The organism is Undibacterium sp. SXout20W (genome assembly GCF_049340285.1).
Classification (GTDB): Bacteria; Pseudomonadota; Gammaproteobacteria; order Burkholderiales; family Burkholderiaceae_D; genus Undibacterium.
In genome coordinates, this window is record NZ_JBMPPH010000001.1 from 94,272 (window position 1) to 119,897 (window position 25,626).

Consider the following 25,626-nt stretch of genomic DNA (forward strand, 5'->3'; position numbering starts at 1 on the left):
CTATGCAAGTCGCCTGCCCAAGTTTTTACGAGCGGGTTTTTCCACTTCGATTACTTTGACAAACTCAGCTTTTATTTCGAGCGGTTGCTCTTCGATCACTTCGGGAGGCGGCGCAAACATATCCGTAATGGGAGGACAAACAACGCTTTCAAGTTTTGCCCACATGCGATCGGTATATTTGTGAAGATCCAGCGTATGCGCCGCGAAAAGTGCGTACACCGTACAATCGAGCGCTTCGTTCCGTTGCTGCCGCTTGACCCAGCGATATTGCTCACCATGCGCCGTTTTTTGTAATACGCGCACCTCAGCAGTCAATTGTTCGTAAAATTCCTTTGGCAACCCAGCCGAGAAATGCATATAACCGGGGCCAGGCATTTCAACTTTTAACCGACCGAAAATCAAATCTTTTGCAGTATCGGTACCAACCATCCAAAGTCGGACGCCACGTTTTAATACCGAACCTTTTACGTTCACGTCCTGAAGACTGCTTCGACCTTTAACAGGTTGCCCTTGTCGGCTTTCGCCCTTCACTGCATAGATCCGGCGACGTGCACGAGTTCGGCAAAAGTTATATGCCTGGTGCGTAAAGTGACCGCCGGTATCGATGCCAGTCGCCTCGATCGCAAGCGATTGACCTCCAGCGTGAGAAAATCGTTGTAGCAAGTAAGGATCGAGCTTTTCTTCCCATTCCCTCTCATCTGCAGGATTGGCATCGATTACCTGGTAATCAACAACCCACCCCTCTTCCCCGCGTCCAGTCGCCCAAACAACGACCTCAAAGCGATTCGACTGGACGTCGACGCCAGCAGTCAAAATCAAGCCACCCATCGGGACAGTTCGAAGACGATATTTTTCGGCGCGTTTTTCGAGCTCATCGACTTCGGTTTTTTCGACCTCTTCTTGCCAGGTCTCACCGAGCGTCGTATTCGTGAAAGTCTTTAATTCGCTTGTATCACCGGCGCGTGCTTTTTCCACGGCACCAAGATAGTCTCGAACAATCTGCACCCAGGTTGCTTGTGGGCTGTAGGCCGTCCAAACATGGAAAGCGACAGCGCGCGGAGGAATGATGATTTCGTCATGAACATCATGGAACTTACCTTCGGCATCAATCCATGTACCATCTTCAGCAATCCACTTTCCTTGCTCCCATACGCTTAAATATTCAGCTTGCGTGTACAAGGCGCCGCAGTGCGGGCAAGCATGACCGACTGTCTCAGGATCCCGGTTAATCCATTTCATCCCGTAGCGCTTGTCTTTGCCTCCCCATTGAAGCGGATGGCGTTCATCGCAGAGCGGACACGGAATATGAAATAGAAAGCGCAAATCGCACTGCTGCTCACGCGCTTCAATTCGGCTAAAACCCTTCAGTTTTGGGGTCGATCCCATGATGTGCTTCGGAAAAATTGCACCTTCGGTACGCTTGCCCGCCAGCTTGTCCGGGCTACCTTCTTTTTCAATATCGATGTCGAAACCATCCAACTCATCGAGAATGGCCACATCAACAGAAATTCGGCGATAACTACGTGCGGCCTTGCCGCCCTTTATGTACAAACGAGAGCCGAGAAAGACCTTAGCACTCAGCGTGTTACGTTTATCGTTTCCCTTACCTGTCGGGAACACGTCTTGCATTACTGGAACGTCACGGAGCATCGTATCGAGCTCCACTTTGACGAATTCGTCAGCGTCATCATCCGTGGGCTGCCACACCGCCTGGTTGCGCCTCTTATGATGCGCAAAGTAACCAATCGCCGCGACTAGCATCTTTGTATAACCAACACGTGCGGACTTCTTCATGACAACGACTTCAACGTCGTCATTGCCGAAGGCATCCATGATTGCGTTTTGAAATGGGTACGCTTTCCACGCACCCTCTACATAGGATGATTCTGCACTAAGATAAAAATTTTCTGCCGCCCACTCGCTCAAGCGCTGTGGGACCGGCGCTTCAAGACTCTTGAGCCCACGCCGGATCGCTTTCTGAATCGAGAATAGATCCATCGGTCTCATCCGCCTCAAAGTTTGCGGTCGCAGCGATGTTGCGCGCCTTAGTTATTTCAGCGACCAGAATGTCGAAATCCTCCCGCGAAAGATTTTTTGTGCGACGTTTAATTTCAATCGGAATAGATTCAAGTACAGCAGCAACTTTGCGTCCCACCGTTGCCAGGGCAAGTTCCAAAATTGAAACTGGCGCCAGTTCTCGCCGTGTAATCGCGTTTTGCATTTCAATCCGCTCCCGCTGTACTTTCGCGAGAGCAGCACGCTCAGATGCCAGATCGAGATCGCCGGCAGCAGCCCGGCCAGCAGCTTGTTCACGAATATGGGCACAGTAATCAATTAACCAGATATTGCCGGGATGGCCATTCACTAAAATTTTTCGCTGAACCAAATCACTGACAGCTTGTTGGCTAATTCCAACGAGCGCACCAAATTCTGACTGAGTTAGTGAGTCAGATAGATTAACCATACAACCCCCTTACAAAATATTTCTGAGTAGAGAAAGATCGGGGCGTGCAATGCCCTCGGGATGGAGGGGTCAGGGAAGGACCCATTGAGTTTCCAACGGGCATTCTTGCCACACCATCAGCGTGCAGTTGCCATCGCTTTCGACAGCGCGGCACTAAACTCTCCGTCAAACGTAGCGTTGACAACCTGCTGTGCACGCGCACGATAACCAAGATGTTTCTTAACTGGCTGCGCGTCACCGAATCGAATCAATAGTTTTAAATGATCAGTTGAATTGGTCTTACGCAATCCACGGCGACCAGCAAGAGGTGCCGTTGCTATTGGCCGTTGCCATACTCCGTTAATGATCTCACCCTTACGTGTCTTGACGGACCCTATGAACACATCACTGCGTGCTTTAAGCTGAGCCAGCAATCGCCGCGGAATATTCCCGTATTGATTCTCTTGGACATTCTTAGGATTGAGCAACGCCTTACCGTTTAGCTTTTGCATGCCACCGAACTCATATGGTGCCAGGTACGACGCAGCAATATCTTTCACGTACACGATAGCCTGCAGGTTGTCTTTACGAGCAGCACGAACACCAATCGAATTCATAGTGAATGGCGTTGGTCTATCAAATACATGAGGCAACGCTAACTTCTCTGCAACCTGCACATTCTTGGCGATGGCAGTCAAAGCAACGGAAGTAGCGAATGGAACTTGCTGCTGCGCAAACGCACTTAGCTTTTTTTGAATTTCTTTGATGTTCGATCGAATAGAAATATCAGCAAAGTCCATCATGATTAATCTCTATAAAATTGATTCAGCGATAGCCGGGTGCAGCACGTAAAGTCAACTCAATGTGAAATATTTTCTGCTGACCGGAAAGCTATCGCTGAAAACGAAAAAGCCCCAGCTGGTTAGCTGAGGCTTTGTTTTGTATGGACGTGCGAAGTCCGTCTGGGGTGAATATTAATTGAAGTAATTTCGAGTTGCAAGATTTTTTTTCATTTGCTCAGTTAAAATATTTTCAGCCTCGGCCAAGACATCGGCAAAGATTAACTGAGGAAAACGCCATAACATCGCCTGTCCGCAACGCTTTCTAATCGCCCACCCGTGATGTGTTTTCAAGGAACCAATCATTGCATCCATCGCTTCTGCCGCCTGCATTTCACGCCGCTCATACAACTGATCTGGATCCGCATATGCATCACTTTCCAGCAGCGCTGATCGACCACGCCACCCAAGGGACGAATCATCACGCCGACAAAAGCGAACCCACAAATCAAGGCAAAAGTCTAAAGGAGTCTCTTGGACGTAACGCACTTCTATTTTTCGCACTGCTTCCCCCATAATCAGCTCCAAAATTAAATACTTTGAACTCTCAACGACTCACACGCATTTTTCACGGCAATCATTGGAATCGACTTATCGCCAGCTTGCGCCCTCGCTACAATTTTTCTCGCCCATCCCAAGTGATCAAAGTCGCTACCCTTCGTCGTGGTTAGCTTTGAAACCATTTTATTCAGCTCTACCGCTCCTCTTTTTGACATGACAGTCGACTTCTTATCAAAACCCACCTGCAATGCGGTTAGAGGAATCGGCTCCCAATTTCCCTTACCAAGCTCATCTGCAAGTGCTTTTTCCCAGCGAACGCGTAGTGTTTGATAGGACTGATTACGAAACTCAAACGCACCAACCGAACGCCACGCCCAATAAATCGCCGGACTTGACCAAATATTCTCCCGCCCCTCCTCCCTTGCACGACCTTGCTCTAGCGCTTCGTAATACGCAACTTGAGGATCAAGACCAGGCCTACACATTTTTATGAACTCTGGCAACGTCGGAGGCCAATCACGCGAATCCAAAGACGCTCTACCTCTACGAAGCTCATCTGCCGTCATCTGCATCAGCTTTACAGCCCACACGTGCATCACAGCATCAAGATCAGAATTTATCCACATATCCAGAAATCGGTTTCCGTAGCATGCTTCCATGTACTTGAAAAGCTTCTGTGTCCATACCAACCATGCCTCTGGCACACCATGATCAAATGTCGATAATTGTTCCATTTTGCCCTCTACGATTACCCGTCAATGCTGCTGAAACTTTCTGCCTTGCCTGATCTTTCGCTGACATCGCTGCTGGCGTTTTCTTGTAGCCCGTCCACATACGCTGCTCGTTTCGACACCAATTGCGCCAAGTCGCCTCCCAATCCTTCATCGGTTTTCCGTTGGCAAGCCAGTGATCATGAAATTTTTCAGCTACTCGCCTGACATCGTCTTCCGACCAATGCGGGAATTGCTCCAATGCCCAAATTCCGTAACTTCGAGGCAACACCCAATCCTTGGCCAATGCAGCGCCACGCTTCGAAGTTTGCCCACCATGGTTAACTGATGGTTCAAATGATGGTTCCTTGATGGTTCTGGGTGAACCACGTTCGGGGGTGGGGTGAACGTCGTTCGGGGGTGGGGGTGAACCACGTTCGGGGGTGGGGTGAACGTCGTTCGGGGGTGAACCACGTTCGGGGGTGAACCACGTTCGGGGGTCAGCGATAAAATAGTAGTTACTACGACCATATCTTTCTTGTCGTTGAATAAACTGCTTTTCTTCCAAATATGCCAATGATTTTTGCACTGCACGATCACTAAGGCTCGTCTTTTCACATAACATTGAAACAGAGGGATAGCACTCTCCCTGGTCATTCGCGTTATCACACAGCGCAACCAATACAAATTTGTGCGTGGTTTGTATTGGCGAACGAAATGCCGCTGTCATCAATAAAATACTCATTTAATGCCCTGCCCTAACAACTCAACTCCAGCACTAGTTAAGCTATACATGCCACGCACCTTCTCAATCAAATGATCACGAAACAAAGGGACACAAACATTGTGCAAACGACGCTCTGTGCGTGGCTCATCGGTGAGACACGACAGCAACACAACACCATAAGCACGCTTGCCACGACACTTACTCAATCTATCCAACACTGATTGACGAACACTATCCAAGGCACTCATACGCACTCCACGTTTGCAAGCTAAAAAAGGTGGAGACTCCTTCTTGAATGGCTATAATGCGATTTCCCCAAACCTCATTACTCGCTACACAAAAAAGGAATCTCCATGGACCAAGACTCAGTACGAACACAAGTTCCTCCACGGCGCACGCCACCGGAACCCGTACCGGGAAGAAACAAATCATCTTTGAGAGATAACCATGAACGACATACATAATCGAAGCGAACCTCGCAGCATCTACGAAGCCACAATGGATGCTAAATTTGGCATCCATTACAACGACATGAATGCAAGGCTGTATCGCCGCCTTGATTTTCTCTTTGGGTTCATTGGACTCTTTGGCGGCAGCAGCGCATTGGTTGCTGCAATTGGAAGCTATCAAGCCCTGGGCATTGCCTCTGGCGCCGCAATCGCTGCTTGCGCCGTTATTGAGCGACTCGTTTCTTCCACTGAAAAAGCGTTGAAACATGACGACTACAAGCGACGCTTTGGCGCACTTGTAGCTCGTTGCAGTCAACTCACATTGGAACAAATTGACCAAGAGCTGATCACTCTCCAAACCGAAGCACCTAGCGGCTTTCACGCCCTCAAAGTTCCGGCATACAACGCGCTTGTCAAAGCAAATAGCCAAATCAAATACGTTTTGCCACAAAGCATGTGGGAAAACATCATGGAACGCATCGCATAACGCTAAGGTCATTGCTACGCTGCCTTGCAATCGTCACGACGAAATACCCGGTTGCGTGGCTGCCGCATTGCCGCCATTAACGCCATCAACTCTTCTGCTTTCTTGTGAAGGTCAGCAGCGATCTTATCTAGACGCTCCATTTCTTCATCATCGATGACGCCGTCATTTCCAATGTCCGCGCGATACTCGTTGAATAATTCGCCGACATCAGCATAAATCTCATTGAATTTCGTCTGGATAGAATTGGATTCAATACCGCAAACATCGGGCAACTGAAAGAAACCGCCGCCTGATGCAATGGCGACCGCCTCTGCAAAATACGTCGTCTTCGACAGCGATTGCAGCGCCAGGGAGTCATCAACCGATAAACGCTGCCCTTTAACTTCATAGACACGGTTATGTAATGAGTTTCGAGACATACCCAAATAGGCTGCCGCTACATCCCACGACCCGGTAATTGCTCTGATAACGCTTAAATTTGCTGACCTAACATCCATATAATTCCCCAAAATTTTTAGTGACGTCTGTATGGTTTAAATTCCAACTACAACGCTATACAATTTCCCTATTGATACGCAGCACTAACAAGACAAGCGCTTTTATTAATCGCACACCCAATAGCTATTAAACATTTTTACAAATTCACTTTTAGTTAATAAATTGACTCCAAACAAGTACAATCAAAGTCCCTCAACTACGATTTAATGTAAGGAATCAACATGCCAGACTCTATAAAGTTAATTTGCAGCAATTGCGGCAGCGATCAATTCTCTCAACCCGAAAATCCGCAACCGAGCGACATAATTGCCTGTGCCGGATGTGGAAATACCAGTCGGTTTGACGATCTCCAAGCTGCTGCTATCAAGCAAGCCAAGGAATTTATCGAAAAGCAACTTAGCAACATCTTCAGGAAGTAATTTCAGAGATTTCACAAAGTCAGAAATCTGCGACTTTATTTCGTCTTCGATTTCAAGTTGCAGATCCATTTTTATTAATAGCGGAATTGTCATGGGTCACTCCTTTAATTCCGGCCAGATTTTTTTCCAATCGTGGAATTGATGAATTCGTAAAAATTCACGTTCAGTAATTTCTTCAATTTTCACCGCGGTTTTCGCAGACATTGCGGCATCGCCGGACGCCATTTGAGAAATATAAGAGAGAGTTACGCCCAACTTTTTTGCCAAAAACGTCGCTCTTCCCTTTTCGCCGGAGATGTATTGTTTTAAGTTCATGGTCATTCCTTATTTACTTAACCGAGTTTATTTCACGCTAAACCTAAAGTCAAGTGTTTGCTAATTTAGAAAATACTAATCAGAATTGAGATATGAAAACTGAAATACGCCGTAAAAATTTACAAAAGTTTTTTTCTAAGAGATCGGTACCTCCAACGGAAAAAAGCTATATCTCCCAATTACTAAGCGGGAAGGCCTCGTTTGGAGAAAAGGCAGCTCGTAGGCTAGAGATCGATTATGGAATGGGGGATGGGTATCTCGATTCAAATGCATATTTAACTAGCGATGTTGACGACATATCAAGCGCAACATCGGTAGCATTGCCCGAGCATATTCAGGCAGTTATTGACTTAATGTTTTCAGTCGATGAACGCGGAATGCGTAAAATCAGAGATGCTGCTGAAGATGCCTTAGATAAATATCGGCTCCAACAAAGCCAATTAGGTGTTGAGATAAGACCCACGCCCCGCCCTGCCACCGCAAAATCTTTACCGAAAAAACAACCACCTCAAAAGCCAATGCATTTTGAGGGTTCCCTGCAAGATTTTAGTGGCGCCACATTGGGCAAGGTAGCTGGACGAGATATTGTAGAAACTAGTAACGAACGAAAAAAATAGATGGACGAACAAGAAGAACCAAGATTTAGTGCGAAGCAATCATTCAATAATTCCATAGAAAATGTTGCTGGACGTGATGTTGTTAATCAAACAGTTATCAATAAAGGCCGCCACCTGACTAATGATGAACGCATTACTCTAAACGCTAAAATTCAATCTCAGCAAGTAAATTTCTCAGTTTCAGCGGGTAACACTTGGAAGTTTCTTCATCGTACTCTAGGTGTCAATAGTGTAAAGTTTATGCACATTGAACATCTGGATCCAGCAAACGCGATCGTCGACTTGATGATTGAAAATTCAAAGTTAAAAGCCGAAATAAATAGTCGAAGCAGCACATCCAATCAATCGCAAGATTCGATACGAACGATTTATGTAAAAAAACAAAATATTTGGCACATAAGCGCGTTAATTCTATTCACAATCTCAACAGCAGTTTTGGCTTTTAAAGTCCTTGCGATAACTAAAATTGCAGATAACGCGAATTCCCGTCTAAAGGTTTGCGCATTCGATGGAAATAATTACTCTATCGGAAGTTCAATAACGGATAAAAATAAGACCGAAAAAGTTTGCACATCTTCCGATAATGGAAATTCTCCTATCTGGAAACCAGTTCCAAGCCCTCAAAAAAAAGAGTTTCTCAGAGCAAAAACTACCGCCGTAACACTGATAAAACGCCCCAAGTAACCGAGCCTAAGCAAGACAAAATGATTGAATACATTCAAAATATCAATTGAATTAGCCAACAGATTCACCCGATACGGCCTCGCAGACAGACGGCCATAAGTACCAAATCGGCAAAAAAAACCCGCCGAAGCGGGTCATTTTTTCGAAGGTACTTTTTTCTTTTCTGAACTGTCGCTCGTACCGTTGCCATTGTTGCCGCGATTTGTATTTTTATGTCTTGCTACTAAAATTGAAACAATTGTTGCGAGTCCCACTCCACCTAACGATATACCAGCAAAATCATGGTTTTGCATAACCAAATAGCCAGACATAGCCAAACCAAAAACAGCAGCAATTAGTCCTGCCGCAACTCCGGACAATTTCTCCACGAGAATGAAAATATTTATTCTTGATTCTTGCTTTCGACGGTGACTTGCCTCTAATTCGGTTTGATGTATTACCCACCCAACAAGCACTGGGTCAATTTCTTGAAGCTGCCGTAAGTTCTCAGCAGGTAAAATTGGACTATCTGTCGATGTATGCTGCAAATTAAGCTGGTGGCCCTCTTTACTTTGAGCTTGAACATTTGTGTGATTGCTGGCTGCCATATTTTGAATTAATTACCTTTCGCAGATCTTTACCAACCCGGGAAACATCGCCCGCCAGTCGAGCACGGTCACGTGCAAAACCGCCGCTCCTCGGATATTGATAAGAACGAGTGTCAACGCTAGCGTCAGCAATTTCCATAACGCCATTAAAAATAAATTTTAAGAATTTCATATTTGCTCCACTGCAAGAGTACAGTAATCATCGCAAAACACTTCAGTGTACTGAATTGCAAATTACTCTAAGGTCAAGCCAATTCGCACAATTTTTAGACATTGGTGTACGTCCACCAACATAACAAAAACAGTAAATAAACTTGGAAACATCACCAAGATTATAGATCAATACAAGAATATTGCAAATACATTATTGACATTCTACAACTCCATAAATAGCAACACTTTTTATGATAGCAATTACTAACAACAATTTTAAAAAAATCGAAAAAACATCCTTTCCAGTAAAAGATAGTCGACATTGCTGACCTCATACTGCTGCGATTCACATACCTATTCCATGCTCTGATCCAGTCTATAGCCATATTATGTCGAGCATCTTTCGACGCCACATCCCCTACACAAACCTTCTTACAGAGCACCCGTTCAAGTCGGACTTTCTATTCCGCACCGCAATTTCCAGTTAAGTTTTCACGCAGCCCACAAATTTACTTAACCAGTTTAGTTTTTACTTGACTTAATAATTACCATTCACTAAACTAAACTCATCGCAGTAAAACACGGAAACGAGGAGTAGCTGCAATTAATTTGTTTCTTAACGAATAATAGGAGCCCGAAATGAACTTCAATCACCTGAAGCACCTGTTTGTAAAAGTCCACGAAACAACCACTGAACAGCACAAGTCAATCAAAAAACGCGCATTTATTATGCTTGCTCGTTTGTTAGTTGGCGTTGCCATTCTGCGCGATCAAAAGTTGGCCAGCATCGTTCGCAGCATCTGGAGTACAGCGAAATGAAAAAATTCAACTTTCGCAAATTCGATGCAGAGCCATGGACTCCAGCACGGCAGGCTCTCTGTGACTTTCCAGGACTGCTCGAATTAATTGTTGCCGCACTTATCATCATTTTGCTTCTCGCATTTGCTGGCTATGACCAGATGGAAGATGAGCAAAAAAGTGCAGAAGCAATCTCAAACGCCAAATACGCGGCACTGCTCGATGCCGCCGAACACGAGAAAGAAATGATGGTCCTCGCTGCGGTCGGCAATGAAATGCCAGAGCGAAAATAAGTTGCGACCATGGCTTGCATCACACCCGACAAAGCTGCCCTTGAAATCGCTTACAAGCGCCTCGGGATTACCTTGTCCTACAGCGACGCAATGTCCAATCCGACTTACAAGAAATTAATTGAAGCGCGCGCCAGAGCGCACATGCGTCAGCGCGATCGCTTTGATTTAAAGAAGTTGCAAGCCAACGATAACGACTAACGAAAGGACGATCATGACCATCGCAGAAACCTTACCAGCAACAATCGCAACATTACTCATCACAACCGCAATCCCGCGCATTGGCACATTCTGGGCAGAGCAAGGCGGCGTCTACGCCGGCATCGTCGCAGGAGAAAAAGGCGCACCGGATTACCACCTGATTCATGCCACATCGGAACACGAAATTTTCGATGCCAATTGGCAGGCCTCTATCGAAGCAGCGCAAGCACCGATTAACGGTCATAGCGACTGGTCGCTACCGGATCGCCGTGAAGCGCGCCTGCTGGCGATCAACTGCCGCGACAGCTTTGATCTGGACGGCTGGTACTGGACGGCTTCGCAGTTCGCCCACCTCACCGACTATGCCTGGGTGCAGGGTTTCGACTACGGCAACCAGTACGGCAACCACGAGTCGAACGAGTACCGTGCTCGCGCAGTCCGCAGATTATTAATCATTCAGTAATTTAGTCATTTTTTTACACCACGGGCGTAGCCCGTTCTAGAAATTTTCATAATGAAAACCAAACACCGTATCGGCGACGTTGTCACTTTTCGCTGCCACATCCTCGGTTGGGTGCGCGGAAGTATAAAGCGATTCGTGACCGACATCAGCAACGGCCAGTCATATGCCGAAATCGAGCTGTTACCGCCGCACGCGTGCAACCCACTTGTAACTGAGCCAACCATCAATCTGGAGGCAGCATGAAACCAATTATCTTAACAGCAAGCGGATCATACTTTGATCTTCGCGCGCCGATGCTAAGCCGCATCGATATCGACACGATTGCACATGCACTGTCGAATATCTGCCGCTTTACAGGACATACCCGCGAATTCTATTCAGTTGCCCAGCACAGCTATCACGCATCATTTTTGGTACCAGAAGAATACGCACTAGAAGCGCTCTTGCATGATGCAGCCGAAGCATATATCGGTGACGTGGCAACGCCTCTTAAACGTCAATTGCCGGACTATGCAGGCATTGAGTCTAAAGTTGAACAAGCAATTGCTGCGCACTTCAATTTAACACTGCCAATGTCAGAACACGTTCATCGCGCAGACCAGATCATGCTTGCAACTGAAAAACGTGACCTGATGCCGGAATCTGAAGACTGGTTTGCCGGAACAGATATCCAGCCTATGCCGACCAAACTTGTACCAGTTGCACCAACCATGGCAAAGCGTCTATTTCTTGATCGCTTTCACCACCTAATAGTAATGAATGAGATCGCACAAGGAGAGGCAGCATGAGTATCCGTTCCCGGTCAAAACGCGCTGCGCGTCAGCATAAGCATACGAACAAGTGGCAAGTCAATCCAACAGGTGGCCTTGGCATCCTGCAAAAATGCCACTTTGAGAAAAACATCGCACCACAGAAATTAGACGGAGACCAACGCTTTGAGATATCAAAAGCAGGCTGGGCATCGCTCACTGTCGTGGTTTCGGACTCAATTGCAAATGCAGATCACTGGGCAGACTTAGCAACCGCTGCGAATCTCGCGCTGATGCTGGCAGAACAAGGCTACGGTCCAGAGCACGAATCAGTCTTTATTCGCGCTCAAGAAGCGCTGACCAGAATGTATTTGCGCGGAACGCAGAAAAATATCTGGCGCTTTGATGGACAGGGCTTACAAGACATGCGCGACACACTTGAGCTTCACGACCTTCAATGCGAGCACGCCACCAACGGCGATATTCAAAACGCACTTACGACAATCCGCGATCGCATTTTGACTGGCAATGTCTTTGAATTTCAGCTTGCGGAGGCAGCATGATCGCATTTTTAAAAGGCCTATTAAGAATTAACCGTAAGAAGCAAAAAGAGACAAAGAAAGACCGCATCATGGTCGATCTTGAAACGCTTGGCACCGGCCCAGGGTGCATAATTTTATCAATCGGTGCAATCTCATTTGACCCCGAGACTAACAGCACAGGCAGGCACTTCTACATGGTGATTAATACCGAATCTTGCTTAGCATATGGACTTGCCGTGAACCCTGAAACGCTCCATTGGTGGGAACAGCAAAACCATGAAGCACAAGAGGTATTACGCCAAGCTAACGACTATAAAACTAGCGTATCAATCAAATTTGCCCTGAATGAATTTAATAAATTCATTTCTCAACATCGCGACCCAGAGGTTTGGGGTAACGGCGCAGATTTTGACAATACAATTCTCGCTTACGCAATGACTAAGTGTGATCTCGTTCCCAACTGGAAATTCTGGAACAACCGGTGTTTTCGTACCCTGAAAAACATGTTTCCGAGCGTGAAAATGAATCGCATTGGCACATATCACAACTCGCTTGATGATGCCGAAACTCAAGCACAACACGCAAATATTCTTCTTAAAAAATTATCCGGAGTTGAAGCATGAGCCAGTCCCAACCAATCATCTACAGAATCAACGATGCCATGCGCCAAATGGGTATTTCACGCGCAACTATTTACAGACTCGTCAAAGCCGAAAAACTTGACCTCGTAAAGATCAGTATCCGAGCAAGCGGCATTACCTCAGAGAGCATCAATCGTCATTTAAAGAGCAGCAATTAATCAGGCACCACAAAACCAAACGAAAGGCAAACATCATGGCTGAAGCAACTATCGAACCAATCATCGTCACACCACCTTCTATCGGCGCATTCTGGCCTGAACAAGGCGGCATTTATGCTGGCGTCGTCGCCGGAAAAAACAGCGAACCAGATTACTACTTAATTCACTCGACATCCGATTTCGAATTGACCGATATAAATTGGACTAACGCGATCGAGGCAGCAAAAAAAGAAATCAACGGATTTAACGGTTGGTCTTTGCCCGACCGCCGCGAGGCTCGATTGCTGTTCATTAACTCGCAAGGTAGTTTCGATACTGATGAATGGTATTGGACATCTGAGCAGGACGCCCACAACACCGACTATGCCTGGGTGCAGGGTTTCGACGGCGGCAGCCAGGGCTACGTCCACAAGTCGTACGAGTACCGTGCTCGCGCAGTCCGCAGATTATTAATCATTAAATAATTCAATCATTTGACAAACGACGGGCGTCAGCCCGTTTCGATTTTTTGGAGAGCAACAATGAGCAAAGCACAATTTTTAGCAGAAAACTTGAAAGATGGTGAAATTTACTCTGGACTAATTCTCGGCAAAGATGGCGAACCCGATCATCACCTGGTATTGCTACCAGCGAAACCAGAGAAAGCACTAAATTGGTCAGACGCTGTCGCCTGGGCTAAATCAGTAGGCGGCGATCTGCCAACGCGTAGCGAACAAGCACTCTTGTTAGCGAACAACAAAGAGCATTTTGAGGGCGCATGGTATTGGTCAAACACGCAGGGCGCCCACTACACCGACTTTGCCTGGATGCAGGGTTTCGACTACGGCGACCAGGGCAGCAACCACAAGTCGGACGAGTGCCGTGCTCGCGCAGTCCGCAGATTATTAATCATTGAGTAATTTAATAATTTGACTAATGACGGGCGCAAGCCCGTTCACAATTTTTTTCAACATGGCTATCCATAATCAATTACCGATCTACAAAGAAACTTACGAGCTTTTGAAGTTAGCGACTAATATCACCAAAAATATGCCCAAGGATTTCAAAGTATCAATTGGTGGGGAGATTCGCAAATTGTATGTGCAGAGCGTTCTTTTGATTGCTCGCGCAAATGCAGCAGACAACAAAACTTCACATCTGACGGAATTGCTTGAACAAATTCACGCTGTCGAAATTTTATTTCGCCTGTCTAAGGACATGCGATTTATCTCAACAGGGCAATATGCGACGGCAATCTCTCTCACTGATGCAATCGGAAAACAAGCCAATGGATGGCGTAAGTCCGCAGTAGCTCCAGTGCCAGTTACCTCGATGCCAAGGCAGCAAGGTCAGCGCACTTTAATTTAATCTGGTCATGCCGCTGGGGCTTCATTAACACCCCACCGCCACGCGTAAAACAGTAACTACCCGCAAATGCAGGCAAGTCTGACGCAGTTATTTTATTGATCGGCTAACGCCTTCAATCAAACGACGTAGATAGCATGAATAACCGCAGAACGCCCACAACACCGACTATGCCTGGATGCAGAATTTCAACAACGGCAACCAGAACAACAACCACAAGTCGAACGAGTACCGTGCTCGCGCAGTCCGCAGATCAAATGGAAACTCCAATGAGCCATGTTGAACCTTCTTTTTTTGAATTAACGAAAGCCTATTTTGACTGTCGCAAAAACAAGCGAAATACCCCAAGCGCCCTTGCTTTTGAACAAAATCTTGAACGAAATTTGATCAAACTTTATGAAGAGCTGGTTAATGGCAGTTATGCACCAGGTAAATCAATCTGCTTCGTCGTAACGCGCCCAAAAGCCAGGGAAGTCTGGGCCGCAGATTTTCGAGACCGCATCGTACTTCATCTTCTTTACAACAAAATCGCGCCTCGCTTTTACGCTGGTTTTATTGCGGATAGTTGCGCATGCATACCAGGACGAAGAACGCTTTACGCAGCTAACCGGCTCACTGCAAAGATACGCAGCACTTCCCAAAACTGGTCAAAGCCAACCTACTATCTAAAGTGCGATCTGGCTAACTTCTTCGTTAGCATCGATAAAAATGTTCTACAAAAACAACTAGAAAAGCGAGTTACTGAACCATTCTGGTCAGAGTTGATGCATACAATCCTCTGGCATGACCCCCGCCTCAATGTCGAAATACGAGGAGAAAAAGAGTTACTTGCGAAAGTCCCTCAGCACAAACGCCTGACCGAACAACCCTCACACCTTGGCCTGCCCATCGGCAACCTATCCAGCCAGTTCTTTGCGAACGTTTACTTAAATGCGCTAGATCAGCACATTAAACATAAAGTCGGCGCAAAGCATTACATTCGCTATGTCGATGACTTCATCTTGCTGCATGATTCCGCTGACTGGCTAAACGCAGCATTAACAGAAATCAGCGCCTGGCTGCCAATGACCCTAGGCGCAAACCTGAACACAAGCAAGACGATACTCCAGCCGGTTTCCCGCGGCGTTGACTTCGTCGGTCACGTCATTAAGCCATGGCACACAGTCACGCGAAAAAGAACAGTCTCTGAGGCCTTGTCGCGCATTGAAAAAACTCCGGATAAGGATCTACTCGCGACCGCAAATAGCTACTTTGGATTACTAGGCCAATCAAACAGCAGTCACCATCATCGAGCACTATTAGCAAGAAGAGTTCTTAAACTTGGCTACCCCGTGAACAAAGATTTAAAGAAGGCATACAAAAAACTCAAGAAAGATGACCAGGAATAAAAAGACGCTTCGGCGTCTTTTTTCATTTCCGATCAAAAATAAGTTAAATACTCTTAGGCCGTATAATACAAAGATGCAACAACACTCAAAATGAACCGCCATTACAATATTTGTAGCCAGATTTGTAGCTAGAATAATAAATAACACAAATTTCAAACAAATACTCAATTAAATCAAATACTTATATTTTTTATGAAAATTACCACCTGGAACGTCAACTCTTTAAAAGTACGCTTGCCGCACGTGTTGAAATGGCTGGAAACGAATCCTGTTGACGTGTTGTGCATTCAGGAAACCAAACTGACAGATGAAAAATTCCCGCAAGCGGAGATTGAGGCGGCGGGTTATCAGGTTGCCTTTACGGGGCAAAAGACCTACAACGGCGTAGCGATTTTATCTAAGCATCCTCTGACTGAGGTGCAGAAAAACAATCCTCAATTTGACGATGAACAGCAAAGAATTATTGCTGCGACAATCAATGGTGTCAGAATTATTTGCGCGTATGTGCCGAATGGTCAGGCGCCAGATTCTGATAAATTCCAGTACAAATTAAAATGGTTGGCATCGTTGAAAAATTGGGTGCAAGAAGAAATGCAACGCTACCCGCAATTAGCGATTCTGGGTGATTACAACATTGCGCCAGAAGATCGTGACGTTCATGATCCTGCGGCGTGGGTTGGCATGAATCTAGTATCGCCAGAAGAGCGCGCCGCTTTACAAGCCTTGCTGGATTTGGGTTTGACAGATAGTTTCAGACAGTTTGAACAAGCTGAAAAATCATTTAGTTGGTGGGATTACAGGGCGTTAGGATTCCGTTTGAATAAAGGGGTGCGGATTGATCACATTCTTTTATCTGCGCCACTTAGTCAACGTTGCAGCGCTTGCGCGATCGACAAAGCCCCACGTAAATGGGAGCAGCCATCGGATCATGCGCCGGTGACCGCGACCATCGACTAATCAATTCAACCGTTCCAGCGCTTATTCATCATAAGGCAAGCCTGGCGGCGTTGAGCGCTTGATGTTTGATCGGCTGGCAGCAGCCAGGCGCGGTGCAGAATGATTTTGCTCCATACGGAACGCTGACATAGCCGTTTTAAGGAAATTGGCCTGTTCTTCTAGTGAGCCAGCTGCGGCAGCAGCTTGCTCTACCAGGGCTGCATTTTGTTGCGTCGCTTCATCCATGTGCGCCAGGGCAACGTTGACCTGCTGAATACCATCACTTTGCTCAACTGACGCGGAAGTAATTTCATTGATGATCGCCGCCACCTGATCAACGGCAGCGACGATACGCGTCATTGCAGCACCTGCCTTATCGACTAATTCAGAACCTTCGTTGACTTTACTGACCGAGTCTTCAATCAGCGTCTTAATCTCTTGCGCTGCAGCTGCGCTGCGCTGCGCCAGGGTTCGCACCTCACTCGCCACCACGGCAAAACCTCGACCTTGTTCCCCTGCCCTGGCCGCTTCTACGGCCGCATTCAACGCAAGGATATTGGTCTGGAATGCAATACCTTCAATGACACTGATAATGTCGACGATTTTGCGCGAGCTTTCAGAAATACCTTGCATAGTGGTGACAACTTTATGCACAACTTCACCACCTTGGGTAGCGACCGCAGAAGCATTCACCGCCATCTTATTGGCTTCCCGGGCATTTTCTGCATTGTTTTTCACCGCGTCCGTAAGCTCCTCCATACTTGCTGCGGTTTGCTCCAGGGAAGATGCCTGCTGTTCGGTACGACCTGAGAGATCCATGTTTCCGGTCGCGATTTCACTGGCGCCGACGGTAATGGAATCAGTCGCTTTTCGTACATCAACGACCATCACACGCAATTGCTCCAGAAAATGATTGAAAGCCTGCGCCGTTTGCGCGACTTCGTCTTCGCCGACGACATCAATCTGGCGACTCAAATCACCGCCACCCGCGGCAATTTCTGTCATTGCGTCACGTACCCGTTGCAGGCCGGAGAGCATGTGTCCTACTAACCAGGTTGATGTCGGAACAATCACCACCAATAACACGATCATGACAACCGCCGAAATCAACAACAATTGATCCAATGACGCCAATGCTTTGCTCTTATCAACCACTAAGGCCAGATACATATCTGATCCAGTCACTTGCTGTAAAAACAAGAAACTCGATTTACCGTTAATGACCGTTTCAATAGGGTCAGTATTTTTTGCCAGGTTGCTGAGATTTTCTAAGGCCAATTCGGGCGCAATTTCTTTCGCCGGTTTAAGAACTTTGCTTTGGTCCGCATGGGCTAAAACCTGTCCGGACTTATCCAACAAAAACGCATACCCGTCACCAGACAATTTCACATTCAAAATCTGATCGACGATCTTGGTCAAAAACACGTCTGCAGCGACAACACCTGCCTCGCCACCTTTGACTGGCGCCGCAAATGAAATCATCAAACCTGGTGGATTAACGCCCATATAGGCGGAAGTGACGATGGGCTTTTTAGCCTCCATCGCCGCTTTGTACCAAGGTCTGACCGTAGGATCGTAGCCGGCCGGCGGTGGGCTGGGTGGATTGTTGGTAAAGGTTTTATTGGGTTCACCGAGATAGACGCTCAGAAAATTGCCGCCGCTTCGGATCATCACCAGACTGGCTTGCAGATCATTACCATTACCCAAGGCTTGCGACAGACTATCTACCAGCGACGTATTGATCTGTATCCAGTTACTGAGAATTGAATTGTAGCTTGTCGCAACACTGCGTATTTCTGCATTTAAATCATTTTCGATTTGCGAACGCATTCTTAGATAACTACCGACGGTCAAAAACACCGTGCATACCGTTACCAATAAAGCAATAACAAAAATTAAACGTCCTTTAAGCGACTTCATGATATCCCCCTAGTTCTTTTAGCACCAACAGCAGCGAGCACTCTGTCAATTTGGAATGGAACGCAGACAACTGAAGCAACCTGACAATCAATGTTGATTTTTGATAATACGCCTGAAAAGCAACTTTTTTTAAAAAATTTTCAATCAATTTTCATTCAACATCGACAGAACACAGTCTCGAAAAACGTGGGGATTGCACTCAAGAGTGTTGCGCAGTAAGCTTGCGCTCAGGAAAAACTACGGAGGCATGGCCTTATGCAAATAATATCGAGCGAACGGCTAACGTTGCGTTTATTCAACATTGACGATGCTGAATTCGTCTATGAACTCCTCAATGATCCTAGCTGGATAAAAAATATTGGCGACCGCGGTATCACAAGTCTGGAAAAAGCCAAAGAGTGGATTACAAATGGCCCACTTTTATCGCAATCTCAAAAAGGGTTTAGTTTCTATGCTGTTACGGTTAAAGACAGCGGCATAACGATTGGCACCTGTGGCTTGATTAAGCGCGACGTACTTGACCATGTCGATATCGGGTACGCATTTTTACCGCGCTATGGCGGCCAGGGATATGCTTTTGAAGCTGCCCGAGCAACCATGGACTATGCCCACAACGTTCTTAACTTACCTAAGCTAGCGGCAATTACCGCACCAGAAAACATCAAATCAAACAAACTACTTCTGAAATTGGGATTCACCTTCGAAGACGTTGTCGTGTTAAATCTATCAGGTGAAGACAAACGTAATAATCTGTATGGCTATGCTTTTCCTCGCAGCAAAGAATAAAAGCGACAGTCTATTTTGTACGCATGAGTAGGACTTCCGCAACGTCGTCCCAGCAAGGCGTGGCGACGCAGACAGTACGTTATACGGCAAGAAGCCGCAACGCGGCTAGGGTGATTTTGTCCGTAACAGTAGGACTTCCGCAACGTCGTCCCAGCAAGGCGTGGCGACGCAGACAGTACTTTAGTACGGCAAGGAGCCGCAACGCAGCTGGGGTGATTTTGTCCGTAACAGTAGGACTTCCGCAACGTCGTCCCAGCAAGGCGTGGCGACGCAGACAGTACTTTATACGGCAAGGAGCTGCAACGCGGCTAGGGTGATTTTGTCAGTAACAGTAGGACTTCCGCAACGTCGTCCCAGCAAGGCGTGGCGACGCAGACAGTACTTTAGTACGGCAAGGAGCCGCAACGCAGCTGGGGCGATGTTTCGGAAGTCCTACAAGAAGCGATCGAGAATTTTGCGACTATGCTTATCAATCGCAAACATATCCCTCACCAAAAACTGTATCCCATGATTATCGGTTATGAGCAACGAGGCCGCTCCGATACGACGAATATCTTCATCACCTTTGAGAACAAATTCGGTTTCGCCGCGATCGGTACTGACACTCCAGGTGCAGGGAACGGCGAAGCTGCTAACGCCTTTTATATGTTCGATTTCAGGCATGAACTCACGCCCTTCTAATTCTTCTAAAACCAAATTTTTAGCATTATCTGAAAGATCGGATAATTCATTTATCCATGCGACTTCCCGACCATCGGTCGTTACTAAAGAAATACCCACTAAAGGAGATTGAATTGGGAATGCCCTTACTGGCATTACTCCTTCAAATACTTCATTCGATTCATTCGTTAAGACCAGCTTGCCGAAAGAATTACGCTGCAATTCAAACTTGGTGGTACTCATTCTTGATCCTCAACTAAAGCCGCGTTTCGCGCTTGGGCCTGATACAGGTTGTAATAGGCGCCCTCTTTCGCCATTAACTCATCATGTCCACCAACTTCGACAATCTGACCGCGATCCAAGACAACCAGGCGATCCGCTTTGTGCAAAGTGGATAAGCGATGTGCAATCGCAATCGTGGTGCGACCTTTGACCAGATTATCTAATGCTTTTTGAATTTCTTTTTCTGTTTGTGAATCAACTGAGGAAGTTGCCTCATCCATAATCAGAATACGTGGATCAATTAACAATGCGCGTGCGATCGAGATACGTTGGCGCTCGCCGCCTGACAAGCCTTGACCACGTTCTCCGACCATAGAATCGTAGCCTTGTGGCAGACGTAAAATAAATTCATGCGCATGGGCTGCGCGTGCAGCGGCGATAATGTCGTCGCGGCTGGCGTCTGGTTTGCCATAGGCGATGTTTTCTGCGATGGTGCCAAAGAACAAAAATGGTTCTTGCAAAACCAGGCCAATATTACGGCGATAATCTGACACTGCAAAAGAACGAATGTCTACGCCATCGAGCAAAATGGCGCCTTCTGATACATCGTAAAAACGGCAAATCAGATTAACTAGCGTACTTTTCCCGGAACCACTATGACCGACTAATCCTATCATTTCGCCCGGTTGGATATTGAGTGAAATGCCGCGATTGACTGCCCGATTACCGTAACGAAAACCAACCTCACGCAGTTCTATATTACCTTTGACTTCGTTGACTTTCACCGGATGTTGCGGGTCCGGAACGCTAGAAACGTGATCAAGAATATCAAAAATACGTTTTGCCGCCGAGGCGGATTTTTGTGTCACTGAGACAATCCGACTCATGGAATCAATACGTCCATAAAAACTGCCGATGAACGACACTGCTGAAACCAGCGCACCGACAGTAATTTCAGAGTGGGATACCTGCCAGATACCAAACGCCCACACCACTAAAATTCCGATATCTGTCAGAAATGATACGGTCGGGGAAAACAACGACCAGATTTTATTGAGTTTATCGTTGACCGCCAGATTGTGTTTATTGGCATCACGGAAGCGGGTTGCTTCGCGTGCTTCTTGGGCAAATGCTTTGACAACGCGAATACCCGGAATCGTATCCGACAAAACATTGGTGACTTCGCCCCAAACGCGGTCAATTTTTTCAAATCCGGTACGTAACTTATCGCGCACCAAATGAATCATCCAGGCAATGAAGGGCAATGGCAACAACGTGGCCAGCGCCAGTTTGGTATTAATCTGCAGCAAAAAGGCTGCCGTCATAATAAACATCAGAACGTCGGTAGCAAAGTCAAGCAAATGCAGAGACAAATAGACGCAGATACGGTCACTCTCACTACCGATACGCGACATCAAGTCGCCGGTTCGCTTCCCACCAAAATATTCCAACGACAATTTTAGTAAGTGCTCATAGGTTGCTGTACGCAAATCGGCACCGATACGTTCTGAGACCAGCGCCAGCACATAGGTTTTTCCCCAACTTAGTAACCAGGCAATGATTGCAGAACCAAGTAAACCGCCGATGTACATCACGACAAGATGTGGATCGACATATTTATGATCTTGGTAAGGAATTAATACTTCATCCGTCAGAGGTTTGGTCAGGTAACGGGGAATCATATGTGCCGCCGTGCCCAATAACATCAGCGTGAAGCCGATGAACAACTGAATCCGGTACGGATGGGCGAATCGCCATAGACGGAACAAAGTCCAGGTGGACGGTGGCGTATGAATCACTTTGGTACAAACGGGGCACTCTTCCTGATCGGGCTCCAACACCGCTTTGCAACTCGGGCAAATGTTTTGTTCTGTCTCAACAACTGGCGAACCACTAATGTGACTTTGCAATTGCTTATTGAATTGGTCCAGTAAACGAATGGCCAGCAAATTTTGGCCTAAGGTAAATCGCCAGATCGCCAATAAACCATGTTCATCTGTTAATTGTAAATAACCGACACCCGCGTGATCATGGTGCGTCAATTGCAAATCTTGTCGATATGTCCATTTTTTCCATTCAGTTTCTCCCGCTGTACGAGATACGATCCCTTGGTCTGTTACGACAATCAAGCCTTTAACAAAACGAAGTTTATGATCCAGGTCAACCTCAAACGCACTTAAAACGTTTTCGCCTTTGGCGATATGCTGAGACAATTCGTTTTGCCACCTTACTGGAAGCGACATAGTGGGTGATTCTAGACTGATTTGTGTTGTGGTCATCGTGCTGCAGACTCCGGCGGTAGAGCGTGTCCCGCATGAAATTGGGACATATTTTTGAAAAAAGAGATAACTTGCCTTCCGTTATAGGCATTAGGCATATCACGGAGACAGCAATTTACGGTATTCTATCGAAAGAAAATAATCAGACGAAACTGATCGAGAGGCTTAACTGCTGTTGCGCTAAGGCGCAAGTATATCAGCTCGATAGTCTCATGGAACCGCTTTGTTCTGATTATGTGTATGGTGCCAGATGGAAATAAATTAAATTCGTCATTTTTATTTTCAAAATGACAAAAGATATCCTGAATAAGAGAAGAAAAACTCTAAAAATGATAAGACCCGGTCACAACAACCTGGCCTAAAAGAAATTACTTACATGACGACAAAGAAGAAAGACATCAGCATCCTCCGCGTAAATCATTTGCGCGGACCGAATATCTGGACCTACCGCCCGGTAATCGAAACATGGCTGGACATTGGTGCGCTGGAAGACACGCCCTCCGATCAGATACCTGGCCTTTATGAAAGACTGACGACTTGGTTACCTGGCTTAATTGAACATCGCTGTGGCGTTGGCGAGCGTGGTGGCTTTCTAGAGCGACTCAAAGAAGGCACCTGGGCCGGCCACATTCTGGAACATGTGGTTCTGGAGCTCCAAAACCTCGCCGGTATGCGAACGGGCTTTGGGCAGACCCGCTCAACCCATTTAGTTGGTGTGTACAAAATGGCATTTCGCACCCGTGAAGAACAAGTCGGTCGTGCTGCTTTAAATGCGGGCCGCGATTTGTTGATGGCGGCGATTGAAGATACCACATTCGACCTGGACAGCAAAATCAGCGAATTACGTGAACTGGTTGATGATCGCTGCCTTGGACCAAGCACAGCCAATATTGTTGACGCCGCAACGGCGCGCAGAATTCCGTCTATTCGTTTAACCGAAGGCAACTTAGTACAGCTCGGTTACGGCGCAGCACAGCGTCGGATTTGGACCGCTGAAACTGACCGCACCAGCGCGATCGCGGAAGGGATCGCCTCGGATAAAGATTTAACCAAGACCTTACTCAAAGGATGCGGCGTCCCCGTCCCTGAAGGCTTTATCGTTCGTAGTGCAGAGGAAGCCTGGGAAGAAGCACAAGACATCGGTCTCCCGGTTGTTGTGAAACCGTACGACGGCAATCATGGTCGTGGTGTGTCTCTGAATTTGATGACACAAGCTGATGTTGAAGCTGCCTATCATTTGGCTGCACGCAAGGGCGATAGTGCCAGCGTGATCGTTGAGCGATTTATCGCTGGCGACGAACACCGGATTTTAGTGGTCGGCAAAAAAGTGGTTGCAGCCGCCAAAGGTGAATCCTTATGGGTTACAGGCAACGGCACCTCTAATGTTAAGCAATTGGTCGACGATCAGATTAATATCGATCCGCGTCGCGGCACGGGTGAAGATTCACCTCTGAATGCCCTTGACCCCGAATACGGCGCCGAAATTTTATTGGAGCTTAAACGTCAGGGCATGGATGCATTCTCGATCCCCGCCGACGGCCAGAGAGTGCTGATTCAGCCGAATGGGAACGTCGCATTTGATGTCACCGACACCATACATCCTGAAGTCGCCGCGGCGGCAACATTGGCAGCACGTATAGTAGGTTTGGATATCGCTGGTGTTGATCTGGTGGCGGAAGATATTTCAAAGCCATTGTCGCAACAGCGTGGCGCAATTATTGAAGTGAATGCCAGCCCTGGCCTGCTTGCACACATCAAACCAGCGAATGGTGAAGGTCGCGAAGTCGGCAAAGCAATCGTTGAGCATCTGTTCGCTCCGGAAGAGTCTGGACGTATTCAGATTGTCGGTGTCGCAGGCACTCGCAATACCAGTCTGATCGCGCGTCTGATCGGTGGCTTACTTCACATTGACAACAAGCAAACTGGTGTCGCCAGCAGCCAAGGTCTGTATTTAAACAAGCGCTTGGTCAACGAGGGCAATTGTGCAACATGGGATAGCGGACAACGCTTATTAATCAATCGCAATGTGCAAGCCGCCGTTTTTGAAACGAATGCGCGCGCAATCCTGAACGACGGGCTGGCCTACGATAAATGTCTTGTTGGTGTTGTTACCGATATGGATGGGCATGCTGATTTGGCTGACTTTTACATTCAAGATGCCGAACAGATGCATAAAGTGATGCGCACGCAAGTCGATGTGATTCTGCCAGATGGTGTTGCTGTTCTGAATGGCGCGGTGCCAGCAGTCGTAGAATTGGCAGAATTATGTGATGGAAAGGTCATTTTCTATGCATTGGATTCTGATCTTGACGTTCTGGTCAGTCATCGCGAAAAAGGTGAACGTGTCGTATTCTTGCGGGATCAACACATAGTCCTCGCAGAGGGTGCATCGGAAACTGCCTTGCTGCCATTATCATCATTAAAACCAGCAAAAGCAGCACAACCAGAGACGATACTTGCGGCAGTTGCCGCTGCATGGGCGTTGAAGATCGATCCGGAGCTGATAGAAGCAGGACTCAGAACGTTTGATTCTAGTCCTAAGAAGAATATCGACGGATAACACTTTAACGGTTTTTCTATAGTCTGGTAGGTAATCTGGGTCGCCTATACGGTTTAATGTTTGATGTGGCTCACAAAGGTGTCTTGATTGAAAATGTCATTTGACACGTTTAACACAATGAAGCGACTCGATGAACCAATTGAAAAATATGGTCGACTTTAGAAAAACCTATTTAATAAAAACTATTTAATTTACATTTTCCAGGTGGCTAGAAACAGCAAGATGTTTATTGCCACCTGATTTATGCCCCTTTCAACAGG

The 25,626-nt window shown here is 46.8% G+C and carries 33 protein-coding genes; 19 read left to right on the forward strand and 14 right to left on the reverse strand.

Annotated elements, in window-relative coordinates; translation table 11 throughout:
- From ACO0K1_RS00475 to ACO0K1_RS00505, 7 genes are all read right to left on the reverse strand, one after another.
- Entirely contained in the window at positions 1 to 1,998 is a 1,998-nt protein-coding gene (locus ACO0K1_RS00475; RefSeq protein WP_423021866.1) for a phage terminase large subunit family protein, read from the reverse strand.
- Complete coding sequence (locus ACO0K1_RS00480) at positions 1,946 to 2,464, reverse strand: terminase small subunit (protein ID WP_423021867.1); 519 nt, start codon at positions 2,462 to 2,464, stop codon at positions 1,946 to 1,948. Before ACO0K1_RS00480 ends, ACO0K1_RS00475 begins: the two co-directional genes overlap by 53 nt.
- A gap of 116 nt (positions 2,465 to 2,580) precedes the next feature.
- A complete protein-coding gene (locus ACO0K1_RS00485; RefSeq protein ID WP_423021868.1) occupies positions 2,581 to 3,246 on the reverse strand; it encodes a hypothetical protein in 666 nt (221 codons plus the stop codon).
- 171 nt (positions 3,247 to 3,417) lie between these two features.
- On the reverse strand, positions 3,418 to 3,798 hold the full coding sequence (locus ACO0K1_RS00490) for a hypothetical protein (RefSeq protein WP_423021869.1): 381 nt from the start codon (positions 3,796 to 3,798) through the stop codon (positions 3,418 to 3,420).
- Between the two features lie 14 nt (positions 3,799 to 3,812).
- Complete coding sequence (locus ACO0K1_RS00495) at positions 3,813 to 4,517, reverse strand: hypothetical protein (RefSeq protein ID WP_423021870.1); 705 nt, start codon at positions 4,515 to 4,517, stop codon at positions 3,813 to 3,815.
- A complete protein-coding gene (locus tag ACO0K1_RS00500) occupies positions 4,495 to 5,238 on the reverse strand; it encodes a helix-turn-helix domain-containing protein (protein WP_423021871.1) in 744 nt (247 codons plus the stop codon). Before ACO0K1_RS00500 ends, ACO0K1_RS00495 begins: the two co-directional genes overlap by 23 nt.
- Positions 5,235 to 5,468 carry a hypothetical protein gene (locus ACO0K1_RS00505; protein ID WP_423021872.1) on the reverse strand — a complete coding sequence of 78 codons (234 nt, stop codon included), beginning with the start codon at positions 5,466 to 5,468 and terminating at the stop codon, positions 5,235 to 5,237. Before ACO0K1_RS00505 ends, ACO0K1_RS00500 begins: the two co-directional genes overlap by 4 nt.
- A 199-nt stretch (positions 5,469 to 5,667) precedes the next feature.
- Between ACO0K1_RS00505 and ACO0K1_RS00510 the strand changes: the two genes are divergently transcribed.
- Positions 5,668 to 6,156 carry a hypothetical protein gene (locus tag ACO0K1_RS00510; protein WP_423021873.1) on the forward strand — a complete coding sequence of 163 codons (489 nt, stop codon included), beginning with the start codon at positions 5,668 to 5,670 and terminating at the stop codon, positions 6,154 to 6,156.
- 14 nt (positions 6,157 to 6,170) lie between these two features.
- On the opposite strand, the gene ACO0K1_RS00515 is transcribed toward ACO0K1_RS00510, so the two are convergent.
- Positions 6,171 to 6,653, reverse strand: coding sequence for a YmfL family putative regulatory protein (locus ACO0K1_RS00515; RefSeq protein WP_423021874.1), 483 nt, complete (start codon positions 6,651 to 6,653; stop codon positions 6,171 to 6,173).
- A gap of 222 nt (positions 6,654 to 6,875) precedes the next feature.
- On the opposite strand from ACO0K1_RS00515, the gene ACO0K1_RS00520 reads away from it, so the two are divergent.
- On the forward strand, positions 6,876 to 7,073 hold the full coding sequence (locus ACO0K1_RS00520) for an ECs_2282 family putative zinc-binding protein (protein ID WP_423021875.1): 198 nt from the start codon (positions 6,876 to 6,878) through the stop codon (positions 7,071 to 7,073).
- Positions 7,074 to 7,169: 96 nt separating this feature from the next.
- On the opposite strand, the gene ACO0K1_RS00525 is transcribed toward ACO0K1_RS00520, so the two are convergent.
- The gene (locus ACO0K1_RS00525; protein WP_423021876.1) at positions 7,170 to 7,388 is read right to left on the reverse strand and encodes a transcriptional regulator; all 219 of its coding nucleotides are present in this window, start codon (positions 7,386 to 7,388) and stop codon (positions 7,170 to 7,172) included.
- 92 nt (positions 7,389 to 7,480) lie between these two features.
- On the opposite strand from ACO0K1_RS00525, the gene ACO0K1_RS00530 reads away from it, so the two are divergent.
- Together ACO0K1_RS00530 and ACO0K1_RS00535 are read left to right on the forward strand one after the other, a co-directional pair.
- Positions 7,481 to 8,005 (forward strand): hypothetical protein, encoded by a 525-nt coding sequence (locus ACO0K1_RS00530; protein WP_423021877.1) that lies wholly within the window; start codon positions 7,481 to 7,483, stop codon positions 8,003 to 8,005.
- On the forward strand, positions 8,006 to 8,689 hold the full coding sequence (locus tag ACO0K1_RS00535) for a hypothetical protein (RefSeq protein ID WP_423021878.1): 684 nt from the start codon (positions 8,006 to 8,008) through the stop codon (positions 8,687 to 8,689).
- Between the two features lie 134 nt (positions 8,690 to 8,823).
- Here the strand turns inward: ACO0K1_RS00535 and ACO0K1_RS00540 are convergent, their stop codons facing one another.
- A complete protein-coding gene (locus ACO0K1_RS00540; protein ID WP_423021879.1) occupies positions 8,824 to 9,276 on the reverse strand; it encodes a hypothetical protein in 453 nt (150 codons plus the stop codon).
- Positions 9,236 to 9,448 carry a hypothetical protein gene (locus ACO0K1_RS00545; RefSeq protein ID WP_423021880.1) on the reverse strand — a complete coding sequence of 71 codons (213 nt, stop codon included), beginning with the start codon at positions 9,446 to 9,448 and terminating at the stop codon, positions 9,236 to 9,238. Before ACO0K1_RS00545 ends, ACO0K1_RS00540 begins: the two co-directional genes overlap by 41 nt.
- 620 nt (positions 9,449 to 10,068) lie before the next feature.
- Here ACO0K1_RS00545 and ACO0K1_RS00550 point away from each other — a divergent pair.
- The 13 genes from ACO0K1_RS00550 to xth all read left to right on the forward strand — a co-directional run bounded on the left by ACO0K1_RS00550 (position 10,069) and on the right by xth (position 16,960).
- Positions 10,069 to 10,248 (forward strand): hypothetical protein, encoded by a 180-nt coding sequence (locus tag ACO0K1_RS00550; RefSeq protein ID WP_423021881.1) that lies wholly within the window; start codon positions 10,069 to 10,071, stop codon positions 10,246 to 10,248.
- Entirely contained in the window at positions 10,245 to 10,520 is a 276-nt protein-coding gene (locus ACO0K1_RS00555; RefSeq protein WP_423021882.1) for a hypothetical protein, read from the forward strand. The genes ACO0K1_RS00550 and ACO0K1_RS00555 overlap by 4 nt, the downstream gene beginning before the upstream one ends.
- 9 nt (positions 10,521 to 10,529) lie before the next feature.
- Entirely contained in the window at positions 10,530 to 10,718 is a 189-nt protein-coding gene (locus ACO0K1_RS00560) for a hypothetical protein (RefSeq protein ID WP_423021883.1), read from the forward strand.
- Positions 10,719 to 10,731: 13 nt separating this feature from the next.
- Positions 10,732 to 11,181 (forward strand): DUF1566 domain-containing protein, encoded by a 450-nt coding sequence (locus ACO0K1_RS00565; RefSeq protein ID WP_423021884.1) that lies wholly within the window; start codon positions 10,732 to 10,734, stop codon positions 11,179 to 11,181.
- Positions 11,182 to 11,420: 239 nt separating this feature from the next.
- Positions 11,421 to 11,969 (forward strand): YfbR-like 5'-deoxynucleotidase, encoded by a 549-nt coding sequence (locus ACO0K1_RS00570; RefSeq protein ID WP_423021885.1) that lies wholly within the window; start codon positions 11,421 to 11,423, stop codon positions 11,967 to 11,969.
- Positions 11,966 to 12,493, forward strand: coding sequence for a hypothetical protein (locus ACO0K1_RS00575; protein WP_423021886.1), 528 nt, complete (start codon positions 11,966 to 11,968; stop codon positions 12,491 to 12,493). Before ACO0K1_RS00570 ends, ACO0K1_RS00575 begins: the two co-directional genes overlap by 4 nt.
- On the forward strand, positions 12,490 to 13,095 hold the full coding sequence (locus ACO0K1_RS00580) for a 3'-5' exonuclease (RefSeq protein ID WP_423021887.1): 606 nt from the start codon (positions 12,490 to 12,492) through the stop codon (positions 13,093 to 13,095). The genes ACO0K1_RS00575 and ACO0K1_RS00580 overlap by 4 nt, the downstream gene beginning before the upstream one ends.
- Positions 13,092 to 13,271, forward strand: a complete 180-nt coding sequence (locus tag ACO0K1_RS00585) for a helix-turn-helix transcriptional regulator (RefSeq protein ID WP_423021888.1) — start codon at positions 13,092 to 13,094, stop codon at positions 13,269 to 13,271. Before ACO0K1_RS00580 ends, ACO0K1_RS00585 begins: the two co-directional genes overlap by 4 nt.
- A 35-nt stretch (positions 13,272 to 13,306) precedes the next feature.
- On the forward strand, positions 13,307 to 13,735 hold the full coding sequence (locus ACO0K1_RS00590) for a DUF1566 domain-containing protein (protein ID WP_423021889.1): 429 nt from the start codon (positions 13,307 to 13,309) through the stop codon (positions 13,733 to 13,735).
- Between the two features lie 57 nt (positions 13,736 to 13,792).
- Positions 13,793 to 14,170 (forward strand): DUF1566 domain-containing protein, encoded by a 378-nt coding sequence (locus ACO0K1_RS00595; RefSeq protein ID WP_423021890.1) that lies wholly within the window; start codon positions 13,793 to 13,795, stop codon positions 14,168 to 14,170.
- A 52-nt stretch (positions 14,171 to 14,222) separates the two neighbouring features.
- Complete coding sequence (locus ACO0K1_RS00600; RefSeq protein ID WP_423021891.1) at positions 14,223 to 14,618, forward strand: four helix bundle protein; 396 nt, start codon at positions 14,223 to 14,225, stop codon at positions 14,616 to 14,618.
- Between the two features lie 380 nt (positions 14,619 to 14,998).
- On the forward strand, positions 14,999 to 16,003 hold the full coding sequence (locus tag ACO0K1_RS00605; protein ID WP_423021892.1) for an RNA-directed DNA polymerase: 1,005 nt from the start codon (positions 14,999 to 15,001) through the stop codon (positions 16,001 to 16,003).
- A gap of 192 nt (positions 16,004 to 16,195) precedes the next feature.
- Positions 16,196 to 16,960: an exodeoxyribonuclease III gene (xth, locus tag ACO0K1_RS00610; protein ID WP_423021893.1), complete on the forward strand. Its 765-nt coding sequence runs from the start codon at positions 16,196 to 16,198 to the stop codon at positions 16,958 to 16,960.
- Between the two features lie 21 nt (positions 16,961 to 16,981).
- Here xth and ACO0K1_RS00615 read toward each other — a convergent pair whose 3' ends face one another.
- Entirely contained in the window at positions 16,982 to 18,859 is a 1,878-nt protein-coding gene (locus ACO0K1_RS00615; protein WP_423021894.1) for a methyl-accepting chemotaxis protein, read from the reverse strand.
- A 255-nt stretch (positions 18,860 to 19,114) separates the two neighbouring features.
- On the opposite strand from ACO0K1_RS00615, the gene ACO0K1_RS00620 reads away from it, so the two are divergent.
- Positions 19,115 to 19,645, forward strand: coding sequence for a GNAT family N-acetyltransferase (locus tag ACO0K1_RS00620; protein WP_423021895.1), 531 nt, complete (start codon positions 19,115 to 19,117; stop codon positions 19,643 to 19,645).
- 432 nt (positions 19,646 to 20,077) lie between these two features.
- On the opposite strand, the gene ACO0K1_RS00625 is transcribed toward ACO0K1_RS00620, so the two are convergent.
- Positions 20,078 to 20,548: a DUF1854 domain-containing protein gene (locus tag ACO0K1_RS00625; protein WP_423021896.1), complete on the reverse strand. Its 471-nt coding sequence runs from the start codon at positions 20,546 to 20,548 to the stop codon at positions 20,078 to 20,080.
- A complete protein-coding gene (locus ACO0K1_RS00630; protein ID WP_423021897.1) occupies positions 20,545 to 22,806 on the reverse strand; it encodes an ABC transporter ATP-binding protein in 2,262 nt (753 codons plus the stop codon). The genes ACO0K1_RS00625 and ACO0K1_RS00630 overlap by 4 nt, the downstream gene beginning before the upstream one ends.
- A gap of 376 nt (positions 22,807 to 23,182) precedes the next feature.
- Here ACO0K1_RS00630 and cphA point away from each other — a divergent pair, with 376 nt between their 5' ends.
- Positions 23,183 to 25,366, forward strand: coding sequence for a cyanophycin synthetase (cphA, locus tag ACO0K1_RS00635; RefSeq protein ID WP_423021898.1), 2,184 nt, complete (start codon positions 23,183 to 23,185; stop codon positions 25,364 to 25,366).
- Positions 25,367 to 25,626 lie beyond the last annotated feature (260 nt).